Source organism: Pontixanthobacter gangjinensis (genome assembly GCF_009827545.1).
Taxonomy (GTDB): Bacteria; Pseudomonadota; Alphaproteobacteria; order Sphingomonadales; family Sphingomonadaceae; genus Pontixanthobacter; species Pontixanthobacter gangjinensis.
Map to the genome: position 1 here is coordinate 2431796 of NZ_WTYS01000001.1, position 17560 is coordinate 2449355.

A 17560-nucleotide genomic window follows, 5' to 3' on the forward strand; every position below is an offset into this window, starting at 1 on the left:
TTAATCAGCAATCAGGATGACGACGATCAAGGTAATTACCGCGAGTAGCGGAACCGACCACTTCAAACTCGCGATGAACGAATTGTAGGTCTTCTCTGCCGCTTTCATGTCATTTGCCGAAGCCATTCGATTATTCCCCATTAAAAGTTGTTACGTATCTAAACTCATCCGGTGCGGTCTATCGCGCTGCATCGTCCGCTTCAAGCCTTTGAAAGATGTTCTTAGCCTTAATCGGACCTTTACCCGTTCCGCCTAAACATCAAGCCTGTATCGCAATGGGACGGTTTTGAAGAACATGGCAGAGAGCGAGTCGCGCCTATTAATGCTGATTGACGATGAGCCGGCGCAAAGTCGTCTCATTACAGCGCTCGCCGCCCGCGAGGGATGGCGCACACTTGTTGTTCGTGATTCGGAAACAGCAATTGCTATGCTCGGCACGCGTCAAGGCATGCAATGTTCTGCAATTATCCTAGATCAATGGGTGCCCGGCGATGAGGCCAGCACGTTAATTGAGGAGCTGAAAGCACGGCGTCCCGCGATGCCAATTCTCATGTTGACCACCAGTTCAAGCCCGCTGCTTGCTATCGATGCGATGCGTGCAGGAGCAACGGATTATCTGATCAAGCCCGTTTCACCAGACCGTTTGATGCAAGCGCTACGCAGCGCGACCAAAAACGAAGCGCCCAAAGATGAACTGCAGCCGCTGACCGAAAAAATGAGCAGCGCGCTCGATTTCGATTCGATGATCGGCAATTCACCAGAATTTCGCTCCGCCTTAGCAAAAGCAGCCAAAGCGGCTCGTGGGCACGGGCCGATCCTTATCGAAGGCGAAAGCGGCACTGGCAAAGAGATGCTCCTTCGCGCAATGCATTTGGCAAGCCCACGGGCAAAAGCGGCCTTCCGGCTGATAAATATCCGTTCGGTTCCGGCCAATTCGATCGAATCGGTGTTGTTCGGCCATGAACAAAACGCCTTTCCCGGCGCATTTGACCGCCAAGTTGGCGCGATCCAATATTGCGACGGCGGCACTTTAATCCTCGATGAGGTCGACCGCCTTGATGATGATTTGCAGGCCAAACTAGCCGAAACAATGAAAACAGGCATCGTCCGCCCGATCGGTGCAAAGCATGGATTTAGGGTGGATGTGCGCCTTATGTGCGCCAGCAATCTACCGCTCGATGATTTGGGCGATGCGCAGAACAGCGTTGGACACTTTCACCCAGAATTGCTCAGCGCAATTTCACAAACCAAAATCAAATTGCCGCCCTTGCGGGAGCGACCCGGCGATATTCCCGCCCTGACGAGGTACTTTCTCTCGCGGATCGGCGACCAGCCCGGTCTGCGCAGTATTTCGATCAGCGAAAGCGCGCTCAATTTGCTGTCTGCATTCGATTGGCCGGGCAATGTCCGCCAATTACAAGCTGTGTTATTCCGCGCCGCAGTTTTCTGTGACCGTGAAACCCTTACCGCTGAAAGCTTCCCGCAATTGGCCGAAGTCGTCGGCGAAATTGAAGATGACGGGTCGCCAGCATTGCAGGAAGGGGTCGGCGTGATGTTGTATACGTCCGATGGCAATTTGCGCCCACTAGAAGACATCGAGGCAGATGTTATTCGGCTCGCGATTGGACATTATCGCGGCCGAATGACCGAAGTCGCCCGCCGCCTCGGAATCGGTCGCTCCACCCTTTATCGCAAGCTGGGTGATCTGGGTATCGGCGACGCTGCCTGAGTATTTGCGGGCGCGCGCTCGACTCAGGTCACTCGTTTGGTCTAACCCCTTTCGAAATCAATATCGGGGGGTATGAAGAATGGCTAAGTTTTGTGCGGAATGTGGCGCGCAGTTAGATCCGAATGCAAAATTTTGCGGTGGATGCGGGGCCGCCAGGGCTAACACCGGACTAGCAAACAACACGGCCTCTTCAGCAACTCCTGTATCGCCGCCTCCACCCTTTCCCGCAGCGCCTCCAGCGCAGCCAGCTGCTGCTCCTGCTTATGAAAACTTGCCGGCAGACAATACCGGAAAAATTGTGGGCATCTCGGTTGGCATCGGCGGCGTTTTAACCGCGGCGGCTCTTGCTGCCTATATGTTCCTGCAACCGGTCAAGGATGAGGAAGGAACAAGCGCTGTTGAAGCTCCCGCCCAAGTGAAAGCCGAAGATCCTAACGCGCCTCGTCCGCAAAGCTGGTTTGACGATTATTCTGACACATTCCAGTCGGCCGAACTTACCCGGTTGCTTGCAGGCACAGCCCAAAAACGCAATTTCCCCACAGCACGCGGTTCCAGAGTGCTCGAGACAATGAAGCCTGGCATCGCTGTCACAGGGCGTTGGGTCGAAGGCGCTGATCCCAAAACGCGTTGGCTCAAGACCAAAGATGGGGGATATATCTGGGAAGGCAATTTAGCCAAAATGGAAACAATCACATCGGCGGGCATGCTAGGCCTGATTGCGAACACACCATTCAGCGAATTGCGCGGAAAAATCGATCCAGTGGGTCAATATCGTGCGGGAGGGCCTGGCTGGGATACTGACGCTTGTGAAACCTATGCAAGCACTGATGGAACCGCTGATGTTATGGTGGAACAGGGCAAGGCAACATCATTTACCACCACCAGCCCAAAACTTGCGACCGCGAAAAACATAAAGGTCGGGTCGTCTGAAGCTGAATTGCGCAAAGCTTATGGCTCGAAGCTAGAGTCGGAGCAGAACCCATATGACGGTACAGACTATTTCATCTGGGATAGCAAAGACCGCGGCATCAAATTTCATGTAACCTCTGCCGGTAATATCGATTTCATTTCGTCAGGCACTGATTCGATAAGATATGTGGAAGGCTGTTTGTAGCAACCGCGCCTAATTGGGCTTGAAAAGATCTATCGCATTTGTGCGTTTGCAACGCTAGGCGAAGCGGATGAACGATAGATTAGATTTCAAGGGTCGAACGGCGCTGATCACAGGCGCAGCATCAGGAATTGGCGCGGCATGCGCTCGATTTCTCGATAGAAGCGGCTCGGCAAGATTGATTCTCGTCGATGTGGATGAGGCAGGGTTAAGCGCGCTCGACCTGCAATGCGAAACAGTTCGCATTGCAGGTAGCGTCGATGACCCAGAATTATGGTCGCGCCTCGAAGCCGATTTGACGAGCCTCAACCATGCGATCGTGAACGCCGGAATCGGCGGATTTGGTGAAATTGCTAATTTGGACCTGGCCGAATGGCGCAGGGTCATGTCAGTCAATCTGGACGGCGCATTCCTGACGCTTTCATCAGCCCTGCGCGCTATGCAGAAAACTGGTGGCGGCAGCGCGGTCGTAACCGCTTCTGTAACAGGCGTGAAGCCCGTGCCTGGCATCGGCCCCTACGGAGTTGCCAAAGCGGGCGTCGCGCACATGGCACGCATTGCTGCAGCAGAAAACGCAAAGCATAATATCCGCGTCAATGCGATTGCGCCGGGCGGCGTCGACACAGCGATTTGGGAAGGTGGCGAGGACTTTTTGAAATCTGTCAAAGCGATTGGCCGCGAGGCGACGCTAAAGACGATGGCTGCCACCACCCCGAGGGGGCAATTTGCAACGCCGGACGAATTGGCAGGAGAAATCGGCTTCCTCCTGTCCGATATGGCCGCCAATATGACAGGCCATGTGATGATCAGCGATGGCGGGTTTTCATTCTGAGCAAAATGCAGCCCGGTTTGGATAAAAATTATTAGGGATTACACTGTAACAGTCTCCGAACATGCCTCGGCAAATGTGCCGTTCCACTGTGAGGACTATGATGCCACAAGACCACTTTGAGCTCGCCTGTGACCGCCTATCGGCTGATGTCGATGCCGTTCAATTTGAGCGTCTGCGCTGGAGCCGTGACGAGGGGCCGAAACTGGCCCGTCTGGTTGAATTGGCACAAGGAGCGGTTGATGACCGTTTCGATATGGAATTGGCTGAAGAGGGCGCAAGCAGTTCAAGCAAGCGGTTTGTTCTGAAAGTCCATAGCAAGCGCATCGCCGCAGTTGCTGTCGGATTGGACAAAGGACGCGCACTGATGACTGTCGAACCGATCGACCGCAGCGAATTTTCCGTCAAAGCAGGGCCGCCCATCAATGACGATTATGAAAATGTGAACGAGAATTGGATGGAAGACGCAATGTCGTTGCTGTTCGAACGGATCAATAGCCGGTCAGGATCTGACTAAAACCAATTATTCGGCTGGCATTTGCGAAAAATCGGTGAGCGCCGCATCGCGCAATCCGCGCCAGACATTCCGGGCTTGAACGATTGCCGCGACATCGTGGGCGCGGTGCAGTTGGACACCCGCATCCATACCAGCCACGGTCAAGGCGACCGAACCGCCCAATCGCCGATCACTTGGCGCCTCATTAGATAATGCGCCGATCATGCGCTTGCGGCTCGCGCCCAGAACAAGCGGTTGGCCGAGAGCATGAAACATCGGCAACGCATTTATCAGTGCAAGATTGTCCGCCAGCGATTTTCCAAAGCCAATGCCCGGATCAAGAATAATATTGCTACGGTCTAGCCCAGCCGCCATCGCGCGGTCTCGGGAAGATTTCAGCCAGTCAAACACATCAAATACGACGTCACGATATTCTGCATTTCCGTGCAGATCTTCGCCGTCACCCGGCGCGTGCATCAATATTACGGGGCACCCCCGCGCCGCAACCAATTCCAAGCTGCGCGGATCATGCCGCAAAGCAGAAACGTCATTGATAATATGCGCCCCTGCTTCGAGCGCCGCTTCCATGACTGCCGGACGGCGCGTGTCGACACTGATTGCGGCACCCATTCCCGCGCAATATTCAACCGCCGGCAGGACGCGCTTCAACTCGTCACCTTCCCATGTGGCGGGTGCCCCGGGGCGCGTGCTTTCCCCGCCAACGTCGACCAAGGCCGCACCGGCCTCCAACATTGCTGACGCATGGGCGCGACCCGCTTCTGGGTTGTCTAGAAACTCGCCACCATCAGAAAAACTGTCGGGCGTTACGTTCAGAATTCCCATGATTTGCGGTTGATCGAGGCGGATCGTCCGCTCACCCAATTGGAGCGGCTGATGATCAGCTTTCAATCCGGCCCATTGCGCTGCGGCGTCCTCACATATGTCCTCGGGCAGAGCGGACAGGATATCACCGATTGTATCTGGCGAAGCCAAACGCCGCTCAACAACACGCCCGTCCTGCCTAAGAATAATCGCGAACCTATGCGCATAGACCAGCCCGCCAGCCAATCGCAGCGCATTGCCATGCTCGCTTTGCGGGCTGTCACTTAGCCCCGTCGGCCGAATATAAACTTGGTTTATCAATCCTCGGTCGCCAACAGATATAGCTGCCTTACGGCGTCAACCGCCTCTATTTTTCCGTCGCGTTCAATATGCCAGAATGTCCAACCGTTGCAGCTGGGTGCGCCTTGCAATTCCTTGCCCAGACCGTGGATTGAACCAACCTGCTTCTCGTAAATGAGCGAGCCGTCAGCGCGAACCTTAGCGACCCATTTTCTCTTCTTGTCAAAAATTTCTGTGCCCGGCTTGATATAACCATTTTCAACCAAGACGCCGAATGCAACCTTAGGCGCATTGCGCTTGCTTTGCATTGTTTCGAGCGAACTTTCATCAAGTGGAAGCTCCTTCTCGATCCGTTTGAGCGCGGCATCGGTGTAGACACTTTCGCGCTCGCAGCCGATCCATTGGCGGCCCAATCGTTTGGCTACAGCGCCAGTCGTGCCAGTGCCAAAAAACGGGTCGAGCACCACATCGCCCTTTTCGGTTGTCGCCAGCATGACGCGATACAACAAAGCTTCGGGTTTCTGCGTAGGATGAACTTTCGTCCCGCCTTCTTTCAAACGTTCTTGGCCACCGCAAATCGGCAGCACCCAGTCACTGCGCATTTGCAATTCATCATTCAGCGTCTTCATCGCACGGTAGTTGAAGTGGTATTTGGCTTTCTCGCCCTGACTGCACCAGATCAGCGTCTCATGCGCGTTGGTGAAACGAGTACCCTTAAAGTTGGGCATCGGATTGCTTTTGCGCCAAACTACGTCATTCAAGATCCAGAAACCAAGATCCTGCAAGATCGCGCCAACACGAAAGATGTTGTGGTAACTGCCGATGACCCACAGGGCGCCGTCAGGCTTGAGAATTCGTCTCGCCTCTGTCAGCCAATCTCTTGTGAAATCGTCATAAATCTTGAAGCTGTCAAACTGATCCCAATGATCGGTAACCGCATCGACTTGACTGCCATCCGGTCGGTTGAGGTCCCCGCCAAGTTGCAAATTGTACGGAGGGTCCGCGAATACGAGATCAATGCTGTTGTCGGGCAGCGACCGCATCGCTTCCACACAATCGCCGGACAGGATTTGACCGAGCGGCAATTCCACTGGCTTGGCGATAGTTTTTACGCGGGCCTTGCTGGCCTCACGCATCCTAGTGGTCTGGATGACCCCCATCATTTCTTCCCCTATTGTGACTTATCCACAGGGTGAGTCCTCACGGACTTCGCGTCAAGGAAAGAGTTTTCGCACATCATGGTCAACGCGCGGCTAACCAAGAGAGAACGAAAAGAGTCCCCCACAAGATGTTGAGTCTTGATGGTTTCATAGACTCGATATGATGGGGTGTGGCCCGGAAGACTCTATAAGATAAGTTTATCAGATTGAGCAGCTCTTAGACAAAAAGCATGACGTTGAACGCTACAAAAGCAGCCAACAGCAGTCCGCCAAACCAGCGTTCGATTTTGCGCGCATAGCTGCACAATACCACCATCATGACGGCCGACAGCGCTACCAATGGCCATTCCAGATCATTCAATTCGGGCGGGATTGCCAGCGGTGCAATAGTCATGGTTACTCCGCCGATCAGCAGCAAATTGTAGATATTCGAGCCCACGACATTGCCAATCGCCATTGCCGATTTCCCCCGCAATGCAGCCGCAACCGAGGCGGCTAATTCGGGCAACGAAGTACCAACCGCGACAATCGTCAATCCGATCACAGTCTCGCTCAGGCCTGCAAACCGAGCTATGTCGATCGCGCCCGTAACGAGCATCTGGCCGCCGAATACCAGTATTGCGACCCCTGCGACAAATAACCCGATCGCTGGCCACAAAAGTGGCGGTGTCTCGGGTTCTTCCTCGTCATCGCCCTCACCTGCACGCGGATGCCGGTATCTCCAGATGATGTAGACTGTCAGCAATGCGAGCAAAGCTGCGCCGATCCATGGCGAAGCTAAGCCCTGAAATGCTATCAGCCAAATTAAACAGGTGGCGACCAAAGCAACCACCGCGTCGCGTTTACCAGTGCCCGTCAGGACGATCGGAGCGACCAACGCCGCCGCACCCAAAATCAACAGAGTGTTGGCAACGTTAGAACCGATGATATTGCCCCAAGCAATTCCGGGCGAGCCAGCAAGCGCAGCCTCGATACTGGTAACCATTTCGGGCATCGACGTCGCCGAACCCACGATCACAAGCCCTGTGAATAGCTGCGACAGTCCCATCCGCTGTGCGATGCCGACCGCGCCGCGTACGAGTAACTCGCCGCCTAGAGTAAGTCCCGCCAAGCCCAGCAGGACCAATAATATAGCTGTTGTCATTAAGGTGCCTTAGATGCTGACCGCAGGATTAGCACCCCGGCAATTGCCGAAATTAGCGACCCGCTAAGAACCCCAAGCTTCACAGCCGCAATTTGTTCCGGCGAAGCAAAGGCAAGGTTGCCGATAAACAGGCTCATCGTAAATCCGATACCGGCAATTAGCGACAGGCCCCACATTTGCATCCAACTGATACCCTTTGGCAGGCTGGCGATGCCGGTCTTGGTAGCAATCCACGCAAAGCCAACGATGCCTAATTGCTTACCAACCAGCAAACCTAATGCGATACCAAGCGGTAGCGGCGCGACAAGCGCAGACATTTCGATATCGAGCAGCCCTACGCCAGCATTGGCGAATGCGAAAATGGGCACCACCATGAATGCAATCCACGGGTGCAACGCATGCTCCATATGCTCAAGCATATTCTCGCCGCCGCGGGTCGTGATCGGAATGGTCATCGCCAGCGCAACACCGGCGAGTGTTGCATGAACACCCGATTTCAGCACGAGGTACCATAACACCACGCCGAGGATCACATACGGCAGCCGTGAACCAACACGCGCCCTACCAATCGCGAACAACAAGCCGAGAATGATTGCGGCACCGATCAACATATTGGTCTCGACACCAGGGGTATAAAACAGCGCGATAATCACAATCGCACCAATATCGTCAATGACTGCGACGGCTAGCAGAAGAGCCTTCAAAGCAACCGGCACCCGGCTACCAAGTAGCGCCAGAATCCCTAGGGCGAAGGCAATGTCAGTCGCCGCCGGAATCGCCCAACCTGCGAGGTTGTCAGGCTCGTTCCAGTTGATCGCAAAGAACACCAAAGCAGGCATCATCATACCGCCTAAGGCGGCAAACAGAGGCAACGACGATTGCTTCCAGCTGGATAATTGGCCGGTCAATACTTCGCGCTTAACCTCAAGCCCGACGAGGAAGAAAAACAGCGCCATCAGGCCGTCATTGATCCACAGCAAAGCAGGTTTCTCGATACCGCCCCCGCCCATAGTCACAGCTATTTCCGTTGACAAAAGATCGCTGTACCATCCCGCGAGCCCACTGTTCGCGACGATGAGGGCGGCCAACGCAGCCAACATCAACACGATACCGCCCGCGCTTTCCTGCTTCAAAAAGTCGCGCAGGAATTGGCCTGTGGTGGATGCTGCGTTGCGGATTGGCATTGTTATTTCCTAATTGAAGCGGCGCTGCAGAATACTCCCGCAACGCCGCTCATTCATTTTATAAATTTTTTGACGGCGCCGAAGTTCCATGAGGAGGGGGATAGATCCTCCGGCGCCGCCATTACCGCCTTACTGCGGGACAGATTGTCTGCCCGGCTGCAATTCGGTAATTCGATCCTTAATTTGCAGGCGAATACGCTTGAGGGCTTTTACCTCCTCCTGCTTACCCGCCGATTTGCTGGTATCGATCAACCGATCAATCCTGCGGTGGCGTAATTGCAATTTCTTGAGGTAGTTGTTCATCTCACTCTCCTGAAGTTGCCCTGTTGACGATGATATTGCACCTTTCGTTTGATAATTCCAATTGTATGTAATGAGTAACCGTGATAGATTTTAACTATCATGCCCAGCATCAGACAATTGCAATATCTCGTCGCAATCGAGGACACCGAACATTTCGGACGTGCCGCGGAAAGCGTTAATGTCTCTCAGCCCACTTTGAGCCAGCAAGTCAAAGAGATGGAGTTAAGGCTTGGGGCCAAGTTGGTCGAGCGTGGACGTCCTGTCCGCCTCACCCCGATCGGGCGTGAAATCGCGACCCGCGCGCGGCGCGTGATGCGCGATGTTGCAGAGATAAAGGCGGTTGCCGAGCGTGGCCGCGACGGTATGGCTGGAACTATTCGGCTGGGTGTTTCTCCGACCATCGGCCCTTATCTAATGCCGCGCGCGGTGGTGCGGCTACACCGAGATTTTCCTGCCTTAAAGCTGTATATTCGCGAAGGGATACCAACCGACCAATATGCCGACCTGCATAACGGCAGACTAGATATGATGCTGGCCCCACTGCCCCATAGCGGCCGCGATTTGCGCGTCGAACCGTTGTTTACGGAACCGATGCATTTGGTTGGTGCGCCTGATCATCCGCTATTTAAACGAACCAAGATCAAGATGCAGGATTTTCATGGAGAGCCGGTTCTCAGCCTGGATTTGCGGCATCCGTCGCATCGGCAAACAGAACATATTTGCGAAAAAATGGGCGCCGAATTGCTGCGTGATTATGAAGGCACGAGCTTGGATAGTCTTCGGCAAATGGCAGGTTCCGGCCTCGGACTTGCTATCTTACCAGAACTGTATCTCCGTAATGAAACCGGCGGTGAAGATATGGTTAAACGGTTTGAAATCGAAGACTGGACTGAAAGCCGAACCATCGGTGCCGTCTGGCGCGAAGGCGCTGCATTTTCTGACAGCTTTGCCGCAATCGCTGATCTGGTGGCCGCCGAGGCTAAGGAAATATTGGCCTGAATTCAGCTTAACCTGCTCAGATCAAACCCAATTGTGCAACTGGGGCGAAGCTTTTGCGATGAAGCGGCGTCGGGCCGCATTCGCGTAACGCTATCATATGATCTCTCGTGCCGTACCCTTTGTTACGTTCCCAACCGTATTGCGGATATTGCAGGGCAGCCTCGATCATCATCCGGTCGCGCCACTCCTTGGCAACGATTGAGGCAGCCGAGATTGCCGGTTCCAAAGCGTCCCCTCCGACAATCGGCCGGCCATCGCCCCAAAGGTCTGCTCGCCAGTCTGGGCAACGCCCTTTTGGTGAAATATTTCCGTCAATCAGAACGACGTCGGGACGGCCTTCAAGAAGCCCGGTCAAACGCTCAACCGCTTGCGTCATTGCCAACAATGTCGCGCCTAGAATATTCAGCCTATCGATCTGCTCTGCATCAACTACGCCAACTGCCCATGCGCATTGCTCGCGGATTACAATGTCGAGCTTGGCACGGCGCTTTGCTGAAAGTTTCTTGGAATCGTCGAGACCCTCGATCGCTGGCTTGCAAAGCACCACCGCACCAGCCACAACCGGGCCAGCCAGCGGACCACGGCCGGCTTCATCAACGCCGACTGAAAAAAGTTCGGCACCAAATCCGGCTTTGGGAGTTGCAGCAAACATGATTATCTCAAAAAATAGGTTCGTCTTGGCGGCGCTATCACCCGCCATCTTGGCACTCGCAAGCTGCGGAGCAACTGCATCGGTGGACAATGGCGCAACTGTCTCCTCAATTCACACGACAGCGGATGCAAAGATCATCGGTCCGTTCAAAGTAACCGAACATGGTACTTTCAATGAAGGTTGGGCCGGAGCATTTGAACCAACGACCGGCAGGATTTTCGTCACGGAAAAATCCGGCCAGCTGAAATTCGTCAATCCCGAGACAGGCCAGACCGGGTCAGTGTCAGGCACGCCAGAGGTTGATTATGGCGGCCAGGGCGGTTTTGGCGATATTGCCTTCGCGCCTGATTATGCCGACAGCAAAATGATCTATCTGAGCTGGGTCGAAGCCGGTGATGGTGAAACGCGCGGCGCTGTCGTTGGACGCGGAACTCTCGCCTGTGAAAGTGATGCTGCTTGCTCAATTTCCGATTTGGACATCATCTGGCGTCAGACACCCAAGGTAACCGGCCGGGGCCACTATTCGCATCGGATCGTATTTTCACCTGACGGCCAGCATCTGTTTGTCGCCTCCGGCGACCGCCAAAAGATGCAGCCCGCACAGGACACATCAAACACTTTGGGCACGATAGTTCGGCTTAACCTTGATGGGACGCCAGCTGCCGGAAATCCGATGGCAGACAAGCCCGCGCCCACCAATGAAATCTGGTCTTACGGCCACCGCAACATTCTGGGCTTGGGCTTCGATGCGCAGGGCCGCCTGTGGGATGTTGAACATGGTCCCGCCGGAGGTGACGAATTCAATCTGGTCGCCGCCGGATCGAATTACGGTTGGCCGTTGGTTTCCGATGGTAATCACTATGATGGCAAGAAAATCCCGAACAACTCGACCCGTCCTGATCTCGCCCAATCAGCGATCACTTGGACACCAGTAATCGCCCCAGGCGGGATGATTTTCTATGGCGGCGATATGTTCTCTGATTGGAAAGGTACTGCGCTGATCGCTGGCTTGTCGAGCAACGAATTGGTCCATGTAAAAATTGACGGCGATGGTGCCAGCGAAGCAGCACGCTATGGTTTTGAGAACCGGCTCAGAGCTGTTGTCGAAGCCCCCGACGGTGCGATTTGGGTGATCGAGGACGGTGAAGGCGGGCGGTTGCTGCGCCTAACGCCGGCCTGACAACATTGGTTCAATCGCCGCTCCCCATGGCGCGATAGGTCCATGTCCTGCTATTGCTGCCATCGAGCATCGATATCTCTGCCTTCAGAAGTTCACCTTCGCGCCAATAGCGGATGCGTTGCGGGTAATCATTGGCTTCGTTGACAAAGCTGACCCCCGGCGCATCGCCTGGCTCAAATGTGAACATTGTGCGCTGCTCTCCCAATGGAGACGCCCAGATCACCATTGGCCAGACTGGACCATCTTCATTCTCTTGATCGAGAACGATCTGCATCGTCTCCCAGAAACGCAGATTTTCGCTCTGCCCCGTCCGGCTGCTGCCAAGCATGATTCCTGCGCGCGCGCCTGTCCAGCACTCTTCGGTCCATTGATCGTCTTGGGTCTGCACCCAACACCCGGCCATCCAGACTGGCAATTCATGTGCGAACAGCGGACCAGATGCTACCAATGCTCCAATTGCCAAGCCGATTGATCTCAGAGTTCTAAACCGCATTGTCGCTCTCCTAAGTTCATGGCTTGGCGTTTAAATTCAATCGGTCAATCTTCAGGATAGAATACTTCATCACCGATGCCGCCGTAAAGATCGCCCGCTGCGACATCGACTTCTTGTGCCACTTCGCCTTCACAGCGGATCGTAACGGCCGGTCTCCCGCTTCTAACGACCATCACCCCATCCTGAAAATCAGGTTCATTGGGCTCCCCCGGTTCGAAATTGGTTCGGATCACCCGGCTGAACACAATATAGCGCGTGTCGCCCTTGCTGAAGGCAATCTGCGCTTCTCCCCCGCCCGAATATGGCACGCTGCTAAAGCGGCCGCCATTGATCACCATTTCTGCGGATTGCCTGCCGAAGCGATATTGCGCAGTCGGCTTACCAGCATCTGTTTCACTGGCACAAACCGACAATTGCTTACCGCCCTTTACGGTGCAGCTGAAAATGATCGGTTCATCTTCCGCACAAATCGCCCGCACAATTTTTGCAGGTTCCGGATTGGGTAACGCACCCTCAGGAACGTTCGATTTTGCAGGCCCCTGAGCAACATTTGCCGCATCAGATACAGCGCGATTTTCTTGATCGTCATTCGTCCCAGATTGGTCCGAACCGGGCAAATCACACCCCGCTACAATCAGGCACGCCAAACCAAGCGAAAGCGCAGGCTTAAACCTCCTGATTTGCCTCATTTCCTATCCCTCTCCGCAGCTTTTTTCTTCTTCATCGTATCGTGGAAACGGTCTGCCCAGCCGGGTTTGACCAATTGCTCCCCGCGCACCATCCGCAATTCTCCGGCGGCGACATCGCGGCTGACTGCGCTGCCAGCAGCAATGATCGCGTCGGCCCCGATATTCACCGGAGCGATTAGCGACGAGTTGCTGCCAATAAAGGCGCGCTCACCAATCACTGTCTGGTGCTTGAAATAACCGTCATAATTGCAGGTGATCGTGCCCGCGCCAATATTCGCGCCCGCACCCACTGTAGCATCTCCAAGATAAGTCAAATGACTGGCCTTCGCGCCTTTGCCGAGCGTCGCTTTCTTCATTTCGACAAAATTGCCGATGAACGCGCCCTCTTCCAGCACCGCACCGGGCCTAAGCCGGGCATAGGGCCCGACTGAAGTATGTTCGCCCAAAGTTGCGCCTTCGAGATGGCTAAAGGCGCGGATCAGTGCGTGGTCGGCGACTTTAACGCCGGGGCCAAATACTACATGCGGTTCAACAACCACATCACGGCCCAGCTCCGTATCCCAACTGAAGAACACGGTTTCAGGCGCTTTGAGTGACACGCCCGCAGCCATCGCCTCTTCACGTTTGAAGTCTTGCCACTGCGCTTCTGCAGTCGCCAATTCAGCGCGCGAATTGATCCCTGCTACTTCGCTAGGTGACGTTTCGACAGCCACCACGCGGTCGCCCTCTGCAATCGCATTGGTGGCTACGTCTGGCAGATAATACTCGCCCTGCGCGTTGTCATTGCCGACCCCTTCTAGCAGCCGCCAGATGTCTTTACTGTGCGCCACGATTACGCCTGAATTGCACAGATTGCAGGCCCGCTCCTCCTCGCTTGCATCCTTATGCTCGACCATCTTGCGCACGGTTCCGTCTTCATCCGCAATAATTCGGCCATAGGCCAGCGTATCGTCAGGGCGAAAGCCCAAAACAGCGACTTTGGTGTCGCCTTGAATTGCGTCACACAGTTTCTGCACAGTGGCGGATTTCACCATCGGGCAATCGCCAAAGCTGACCATCACCAGCCCTTCAAAACCGCCAAGTGCATCTTTGGCCATCAATGCCGCATGAGCCGTGCCTAGCTGAGGTTCCTGCAGCGCGACGGAGACATTGCGGTCCGCCACTGCATCGCAAAGCTGCTCATGCCGGTCACCGGCGACAACGACGGTATGGGCTGGTGCCAATTCCTCGAAACTGTCGAGCAAATGAAACAACATCGGCTTGCCGCCGATCGGGTGAAGCACCTTATGCAAATCCGATTTCATGCGGGTGCCTTTGCCCGCGGCGAGGATGATGGCTGCAAATTTGGTCATAGATTGCGCCATGCCACCAAATGCTTGCGGTTTGAAGAACCTTCCGCCACGCAGCGCTGCCATGAACAAATTTCCTTTCTCCGCAATCGGCTTCGACCTCGACGGTACGCTGCTCGACACACATCAAGACCTTGGCGCGGCGGTGAACCACGCACTGAAGCTAGGCGGGTTTGACCCAGTGCCAGTAGATAGTTCGAAAGATTTGATCGGTGGAGGCGCAAAGATGATGCTGTCCCGCGCAGTTGACGATCAAACATCAGGTGGAGCGAGGATGGAACGTGATGCATTTCACACGCTCTACAAACAAATGCTGTCGTATTATTCGGAGAATAATGCGGTCCATTCGCGGCCCTATCCCGGAATTATCGAGGCACTGGATATACTGGCTGATCGCGGGGTCAAGCTAGCCATCGTCACCAACAAGTTCGAAAGCTTTGCTACCGACATTCTGAACCAACTCCAGTTGGCGGACCGGTTCGTGACCATCATCGGCGGTGATACGATGGGCAAAGGCAACGCAAAGCCTGCGCCCGATCCGGTAATCGAAGCACGCACACGTTGCGGCGGCGGTTCCATCGCCTTTATTGGCGACAGTTCCTACGATGTTGATGCAGCCAAGGCTGCTGGCGTACCGGTGATCGCCTGCGCCTATGGATATTGTGACAAGCCACCGCATGAACTGGGCGCGGATGCGGTCATTCATGCTGCTACTGAGCTGATTGGCGCATTGGAATCGTTGTGAGTGCCAAAGACCCCGATTCGTGTTATTCAATGCCTAAGCGCTCAGCCTAACGCTACGGAATGGGGGCGCAGCTTGTTCGCAGTTGCAACACGCCTAAGAAACTGCCAATCCGTGCTCACGTTTACGGCAACGTAAAGCAAAATATCAGAATTCAGTTGGAGAGAATGCATGACCATTTCGTTCAAGGATCGCGTAGCAATCGTAACTGGCGCTGGCGGCGGATTGGGCCGCGAATATGCGCTCGAACTCGCCCGTCGCGGCGCTAAAGTAGTCGTTAATGACCTCGGTGGCGCACGTGATGGCACCGGCACATCAGACGCAGCGGCACAAGTCGTTGAAGAGATTGTGAAAGCCGGCGGCGAAGCGGTCGCCAATGGCGGTTCGGTCACCGAATATGACCAAATGGAGAAGATGGTTGCAGACGCCAAACAGAAATGGGGCGGCGTACATGTTCTAATCAACAATGCAGGAATTCTGCGCGACAAGAGCTTCGCCAAGATGAGCCCCGAAGATTTTGAACTCGTGGTCAAAGTTCATCTGCTCGGTTCGGCCTATGCCACTAAAGCATGCTGGGAAACGTTCCGTGAGCAAGCCTATGGCCGCATCCTGATGACTTCCAGCTCGACCGGTCTGTTCGGTAACTTTGGTCAGGCAAACTATGGCGCTGCCAAGCTCGGGCTCGCCGGTCTGACCAAGACGCTCCACCTCGAAGGCGCGAAATACAACATCCGTTGCAACTCGCTTTCGCCGGTTGCGGGCACGCGCATGACCGAAGATTTGTTCCCCGAAGAAGCATTCAAGCTGTTCTCACCTGAAAACGTTGCCCCGGCGGCCCTGTTCCTGGTCAGCGAAGATGCACCGACCAATCAGATCGTTGGCGCGGGTGCAGGCGGCTTCCACAGCGCATGGGTGACCATGAACGACGCAGTCTGGCTGAAAGAGGGTGAACGCACTGTCGAAGGCTTTGCTGCACGCTGGGATGACATCAATTCGATGACCAACCTTAAAGCCCCGCAATCGGGCAGCGAGCAAAGTGGCGCGATCCTGAAGGCAATGCAAGAAGTGCTTGGCGCAGATGCCGCTCCTTCCAGCGCACGCGGTTGAAATCACCACTGTATTGACACACTAACACACTAGGCCTACTTCTTCCCTATCAACAGGGATGGAGTAGGCCCATGTATACAGAAGACGATCTGCGCACGGCGGTAGCGACCGGCGCACTCAGTGCAGAGGCAGCTAATGCTTTGCGCAATCATGTCGCCGCAGGGCGCAATACGGCGGTCGGAGATGAAGAACATTTCCGGCTGATCAATAGCTTCAACGATATTTTCGTGACAATTGCCGCGATTTTGATGCTAGTCGCCATGGCTGGCATCGGTCAGGCTATTACACCCAATGCCGACGGGCCACCGCCCTTCTCTGGTTTGCTGGTGGCAGCAGCCGCATGGGGCATGGCTGAATTCTTCACTCGCAAGCGCCGGATGGCATTACCTAGTATTATATTGTTGCTGGCATTTGTTGGGGGCGTGTTCGCTGCGGTACTTGGCACCGGGGTGATGCTGTCGGATTTGGACAACCCTTCAGAAGCACTGATCGCTTCGATCGTCGGCGGCTCCGGCTTGCTGACAGCTGGTGCCGCTTACATACATTGGCGCCGCTTCAAAGTGCCTATCACGGTTGCCGCTGGCGCAGGCGCAGTGGCCATTACGGTGATTGCGTTGATAATGGCCGCGTTCAATCCTGATAATGGCAACAGCGCGGAAAGCATCCTGATACCTTTGGTGTTCGTGGTTGGTCTTGCCATCTTTGCATTCGCAATGCGGTGGGACATCAGTGACCGCGAGCGTCAGACACGGCGCAGCGATGTGGCCTTCTGGCTTCACTTGCTAGCCGCGCCAATGATTGCGCATCCATTGTTCTATTGGATCGGCGTGACCGAAGGCCAGAACATCGGCGCAAGTGCCGCAATCGGGGTGCTGGTGGTCTATATCGCGATGGGGCTGATCGCACTCGCGATTGATCGCCGGGCCTTGCTGGTCTCAGCCCTCGCCTATGTATTGGTCACGCTTACATGGCTGTTCGACCGCTTCGGCGCGGTTGAATTGAATGTCGCGCTCACCGCTTTGGTCATCGGTTCGGCCTTGCTTACCCTGTCGGCATTCTGGACCCCAATCCGCCAAACGATTATCGCGCAATTACCAGACAATCTACAAGCGCGGCTGCCCGTATCGGGGAAACTCGTTACGGCGTGACTTAAGCTCCTGAACACCAACAAAACCTCGCGCAGTAATTGCGCGGGGTTTTTTTGGGGCTGCAGAAATGGGGGCTTATCCGAGCGCGAATGACATGGCGGGCCTGGGCAGAGGAAATGGGCA

19 protein-coding genes and 1 pseudogene are annotated in these 17560 nt (G+C 55.0%); 10 read left to right on the top strand and 10 right to left on the bottom strand.

Annotated features, from left to right (window positions below; genetic code table 11):
* Window positions 1-126: an aa3-type cytochrome c oxidase subunit IV gene (locus tag GRI36_RS11575; RefSeq protein ID WP_160598593.1), complete on the bottom strand. Its 126-nt coding sequence runs from the start codon at window positions 124-126 to the stop codon at window positions 1-3.
* A 169-nt stretch (window positions 127-295) separates the two neighbouring features.
* Here GRI36_RS11575 and GRI36_RS11580 point away from each other — a divergent pair, with 169 nt between their 5' ends.
* The 5 genes and pseudogenes from GRI36_RS11580 to GRI36_RS11595 all read left to right on the top strand — a co-directional run bounded on the left by GRI36_RS11580 (window position 296) and on the right by GRI36_RS11595 (window position 4186).
* Window positions 296-1729: a sigma-54-dependent transcriptional regulator gene (locus GRI36_RS11580; RefSeq protein ID WP_160598594.1), complete on the top strand. Its 1434-nt coding sequence runs from the start codon at window positions 296-298 to the stop codon at window positions 1727-1729.
* A 79-nt stretch (window positions 1730-1808) separates the two neighbouring features.
* Window positions 1809-1877: pseudogene (locus GRI36_RS14110) on the top strand (zinc-ribbon domain-containing protein); the annotation flags it as partial.
* A 150-nt stretch (window positions 1878-2027) separates the two neighbouring features.
* Window positions 2028-2843 (top strand): hypothetical protein, encoded by an 816-nt coding sequence (locus tag GRI36_RS11585; protein WP_235902246.1) that lies wholly within the window; start codon window positions 2028-2030, stop codon window positions 2841-2843.
* Window positions 2844-2910: 67 nt separating this feature from the next.
* Window positions 2911-3672 (top strand): SDR family NAD(P)-dependent oxidoreductase, encoded by a 762-nt coding sequence (locus GRI36_RS11590; RefSeq protein ID WP_160598596.1) that lies wholly within the window; start codon window positions 2911-2913, stop codon window positions 3670-3672.
* Window positions 3673-3769: 97 nt separating this feature from the next.
* Window positions 3770-4186, top strand: coding sequence for a hypothetical protein (locus GRI36_RS11595; protein WP_160598597.1), 417 nt, complete (start codon window positions 3770-3772; stop codon window positions 4184-4186).
* Window positions 4187-4192: 6 nt separating this feature from the next.
* Here the strand turns inward: GRI36_RS11595 and folP are convergent, their stop codons facing one another.
* The 5 genes from folP to GRI36_RS11620 form a co-directional block, all read right to left on the bottom strand.
* Window positions 4193-5308, bottom strand: a complete 1116-nt coding sequence (gene folP, locus GRI36_RS11600) for a dihydropteroate synthase (RefSeq protein WP_160598598.1) — start codon at window positions 5306-5308, stop codon at window positions 4193-4195.
* Window positions 5305-6423: a site-specific DNA-methyltransferase gene (locus tag GRI36_RS11605; protein ID WP_160599216.1), complete on the bottom strand. Its 1119-nt coding sequence runs from the start codon at window positions 6421-6423 to the stop codon at window positions 5305-5307. Before GRI36_RS11605 ends, folP begins: the two co-directional genes overlap by 4 nt.
* A gap of 241 nt (window positions 6424-6664) precedes the next feature.
* On the bottom strand, window positions 6665-7591 hold the full coding sequence (locus tag GRI36_RS11610; protein ID WP_160598599.1) for a calcium/sodium antiporter: 927 nt from the start codon (window positions 7589-7591) through the stop codon (window positions 6665-6667).
* Window positions 7591-8775: a Na+/H+ antiporter NhaA gene (gene nhaA / locus GRI36_RS11615; RefSeq protein ID WP_160598600.1), complete on the bottom strand. Its 1185-nt coding sequence runs from the start codon at window positions 8773-8775 to the stop codon at window positions 7591-7593. Before nhaA ends, GRI36_RS11610 begins: the two co-directional genes overlap by 1 nt.
* Window positions 8776-8904: 129 nt before the next feature.
* Complete coding sequence (locus GRI36_RS11620) at window positions 8905-9078, bottom strand: YdcH family protein (RefSeq protein ID WP_160598601.1); 174 nt, start codon at window positions 9076-9078, stop codon at window positions 8905-8907.
* A 99-nt stretch (window positions 9079-9177) separates the two neighbouring features.
* Here GRI36_RS11620 and GRI36_RS11625 point away from each other — a divergent pair, with 99 nt between their 5' ends.
* Window positions 9178-10077, top strand: a complete 900-nt coding sequence (locus tag GRI36_RS11625; RefSeq protein ID WP_160598602.1) for a hydrogen peroxide-inducible genes activator — start codon at window positions 9178-9180, stop codon at window positions 10075-10077.
* Window positions 10078-10093: 16 nt separating this feature from the next.
* Here the strand turns inward: GRI36_RS11625 and GRI36_RS11630 are convergent, their stop codons facing one another.
* Window positions 10094-10729: a ribonuclease HII gene (locus GRI36_RS11630; RefSeq protein ID WP_160598603.1), complete on the bottom strand. Its 636-nt coding sequence runs from the start codon at window positions 10727-10729 to the stop codon at window positions 10094-10096.
* Between GRI36_RS11630 and GRI36_RS11635 the strand changes: the two genes are divergently transcribed.
* Window positions 10728-11909, top strand: coding sequence for a PQQ-dependent sugar dehydrogenase (locus GRI36_RS11635; protein ID WP_160598604.1), 1182 nt, complete (start codon window positions 10728-10730; stop codon window positions 11907-11909). The genes GRI36_RS11630 and GRI36_RS11635 overlap by 2 nt on opposite strands.
* A gap of 10 nt (window positions 11910-11919) precedes the next feature.
* Here GRI36_RS11635 and GRI36_RS11640 read toward each other — a convergent pair whose 3' ends face one another.
* The 3 genes from GRI36_RS11640 to glmU are packed head-to-tail and all read right to left on the bottom strand — an operon-like array spanning window position 11920 to window position 14443.
* Complete coding sequence (locus GRI36_RS11640; protein WP_235902248.1) at window positions 11920-12402, bottom strand: DUF6265 family protein; 483 nt, start codon at window positions 12400-12402, stop codon at window positions 11920-11922.
* 44 nt (window positions 12403-12446) lie between these two features.
* Window positions 12447-13091, bottom strand: coding sequence for a hypothetical protein (locus GRI36_RS11645; protein ID WP_160598605.1), 645 nt, complete (start codon window positions 13089-13091; stop codon window positions 12447-12449).
* Window positions 13088-14443 carry a bifunctional UDP-N-acetylglucosamine diphosphorylase/glucosamine-1-phosphate N-acetyltransferase GlmU gene (glmU, locus tag GRI36_RS11650; RefSeq protein WP_160599218.1) on the bottom strand — a complete coding sequence of 452 codons (1356 nt, stop codon included), beginning with the start codon at window positions 14441-14443 and terminating at the stop codon, window positions 13088-13090. The genes GRI36_RS11645 and glmU overlap by 4 nt, the downstream gene beginning before the upstream one ends.
* Window positions 14444-14504: 61 nt before the next feature.
* On the opposite strand from glmU, the gene GRI36_RS11655 reads away from it, so the two are divergent.
* The 3 genes from GRI36_RS11655 to GRI36_RS11665 all read left to right on the top strand — a co-directional run bounded on the left by GRI36_RS11655 (window position 14505) and on the right by GRI36_RS11665 (window position 17437).
* A complete protein-coding gene (locus tag GRI36_RS11655) occupies window positions 14505-15185 on the top strand; it encodes an HAD-IA family hydrolase (protein WP_160598606.1) in 681 nt (226 codons plus the stop codon).
* 168 nt (window positions 15186-15353) lie between these two features.
* Window positions 15354-16289, top strand: coding sequence for an SDR family NAD(P)-dependent oxidoreductase (locus GRI36_RS11660; protein ID WP_160598607.1), 936 nt, complete (start codon window positions 15354-15356; stop codon window positions 16287-16289).
* A 71-nt stretch (window positions 16290-16360) separates the two neighbouring features.
* Window positions 16361-17437, top strand: a complete 1077-nt coding sequence (locus GRI36_RS11665; RefSeq protein WP_160598608.1) for a hypothetical protein — start codon at window positions 16361-16363, stop codon at window positions 17435-17437.
* Window positions 17438-17560 lie beyond the last annotated feature (123 nt).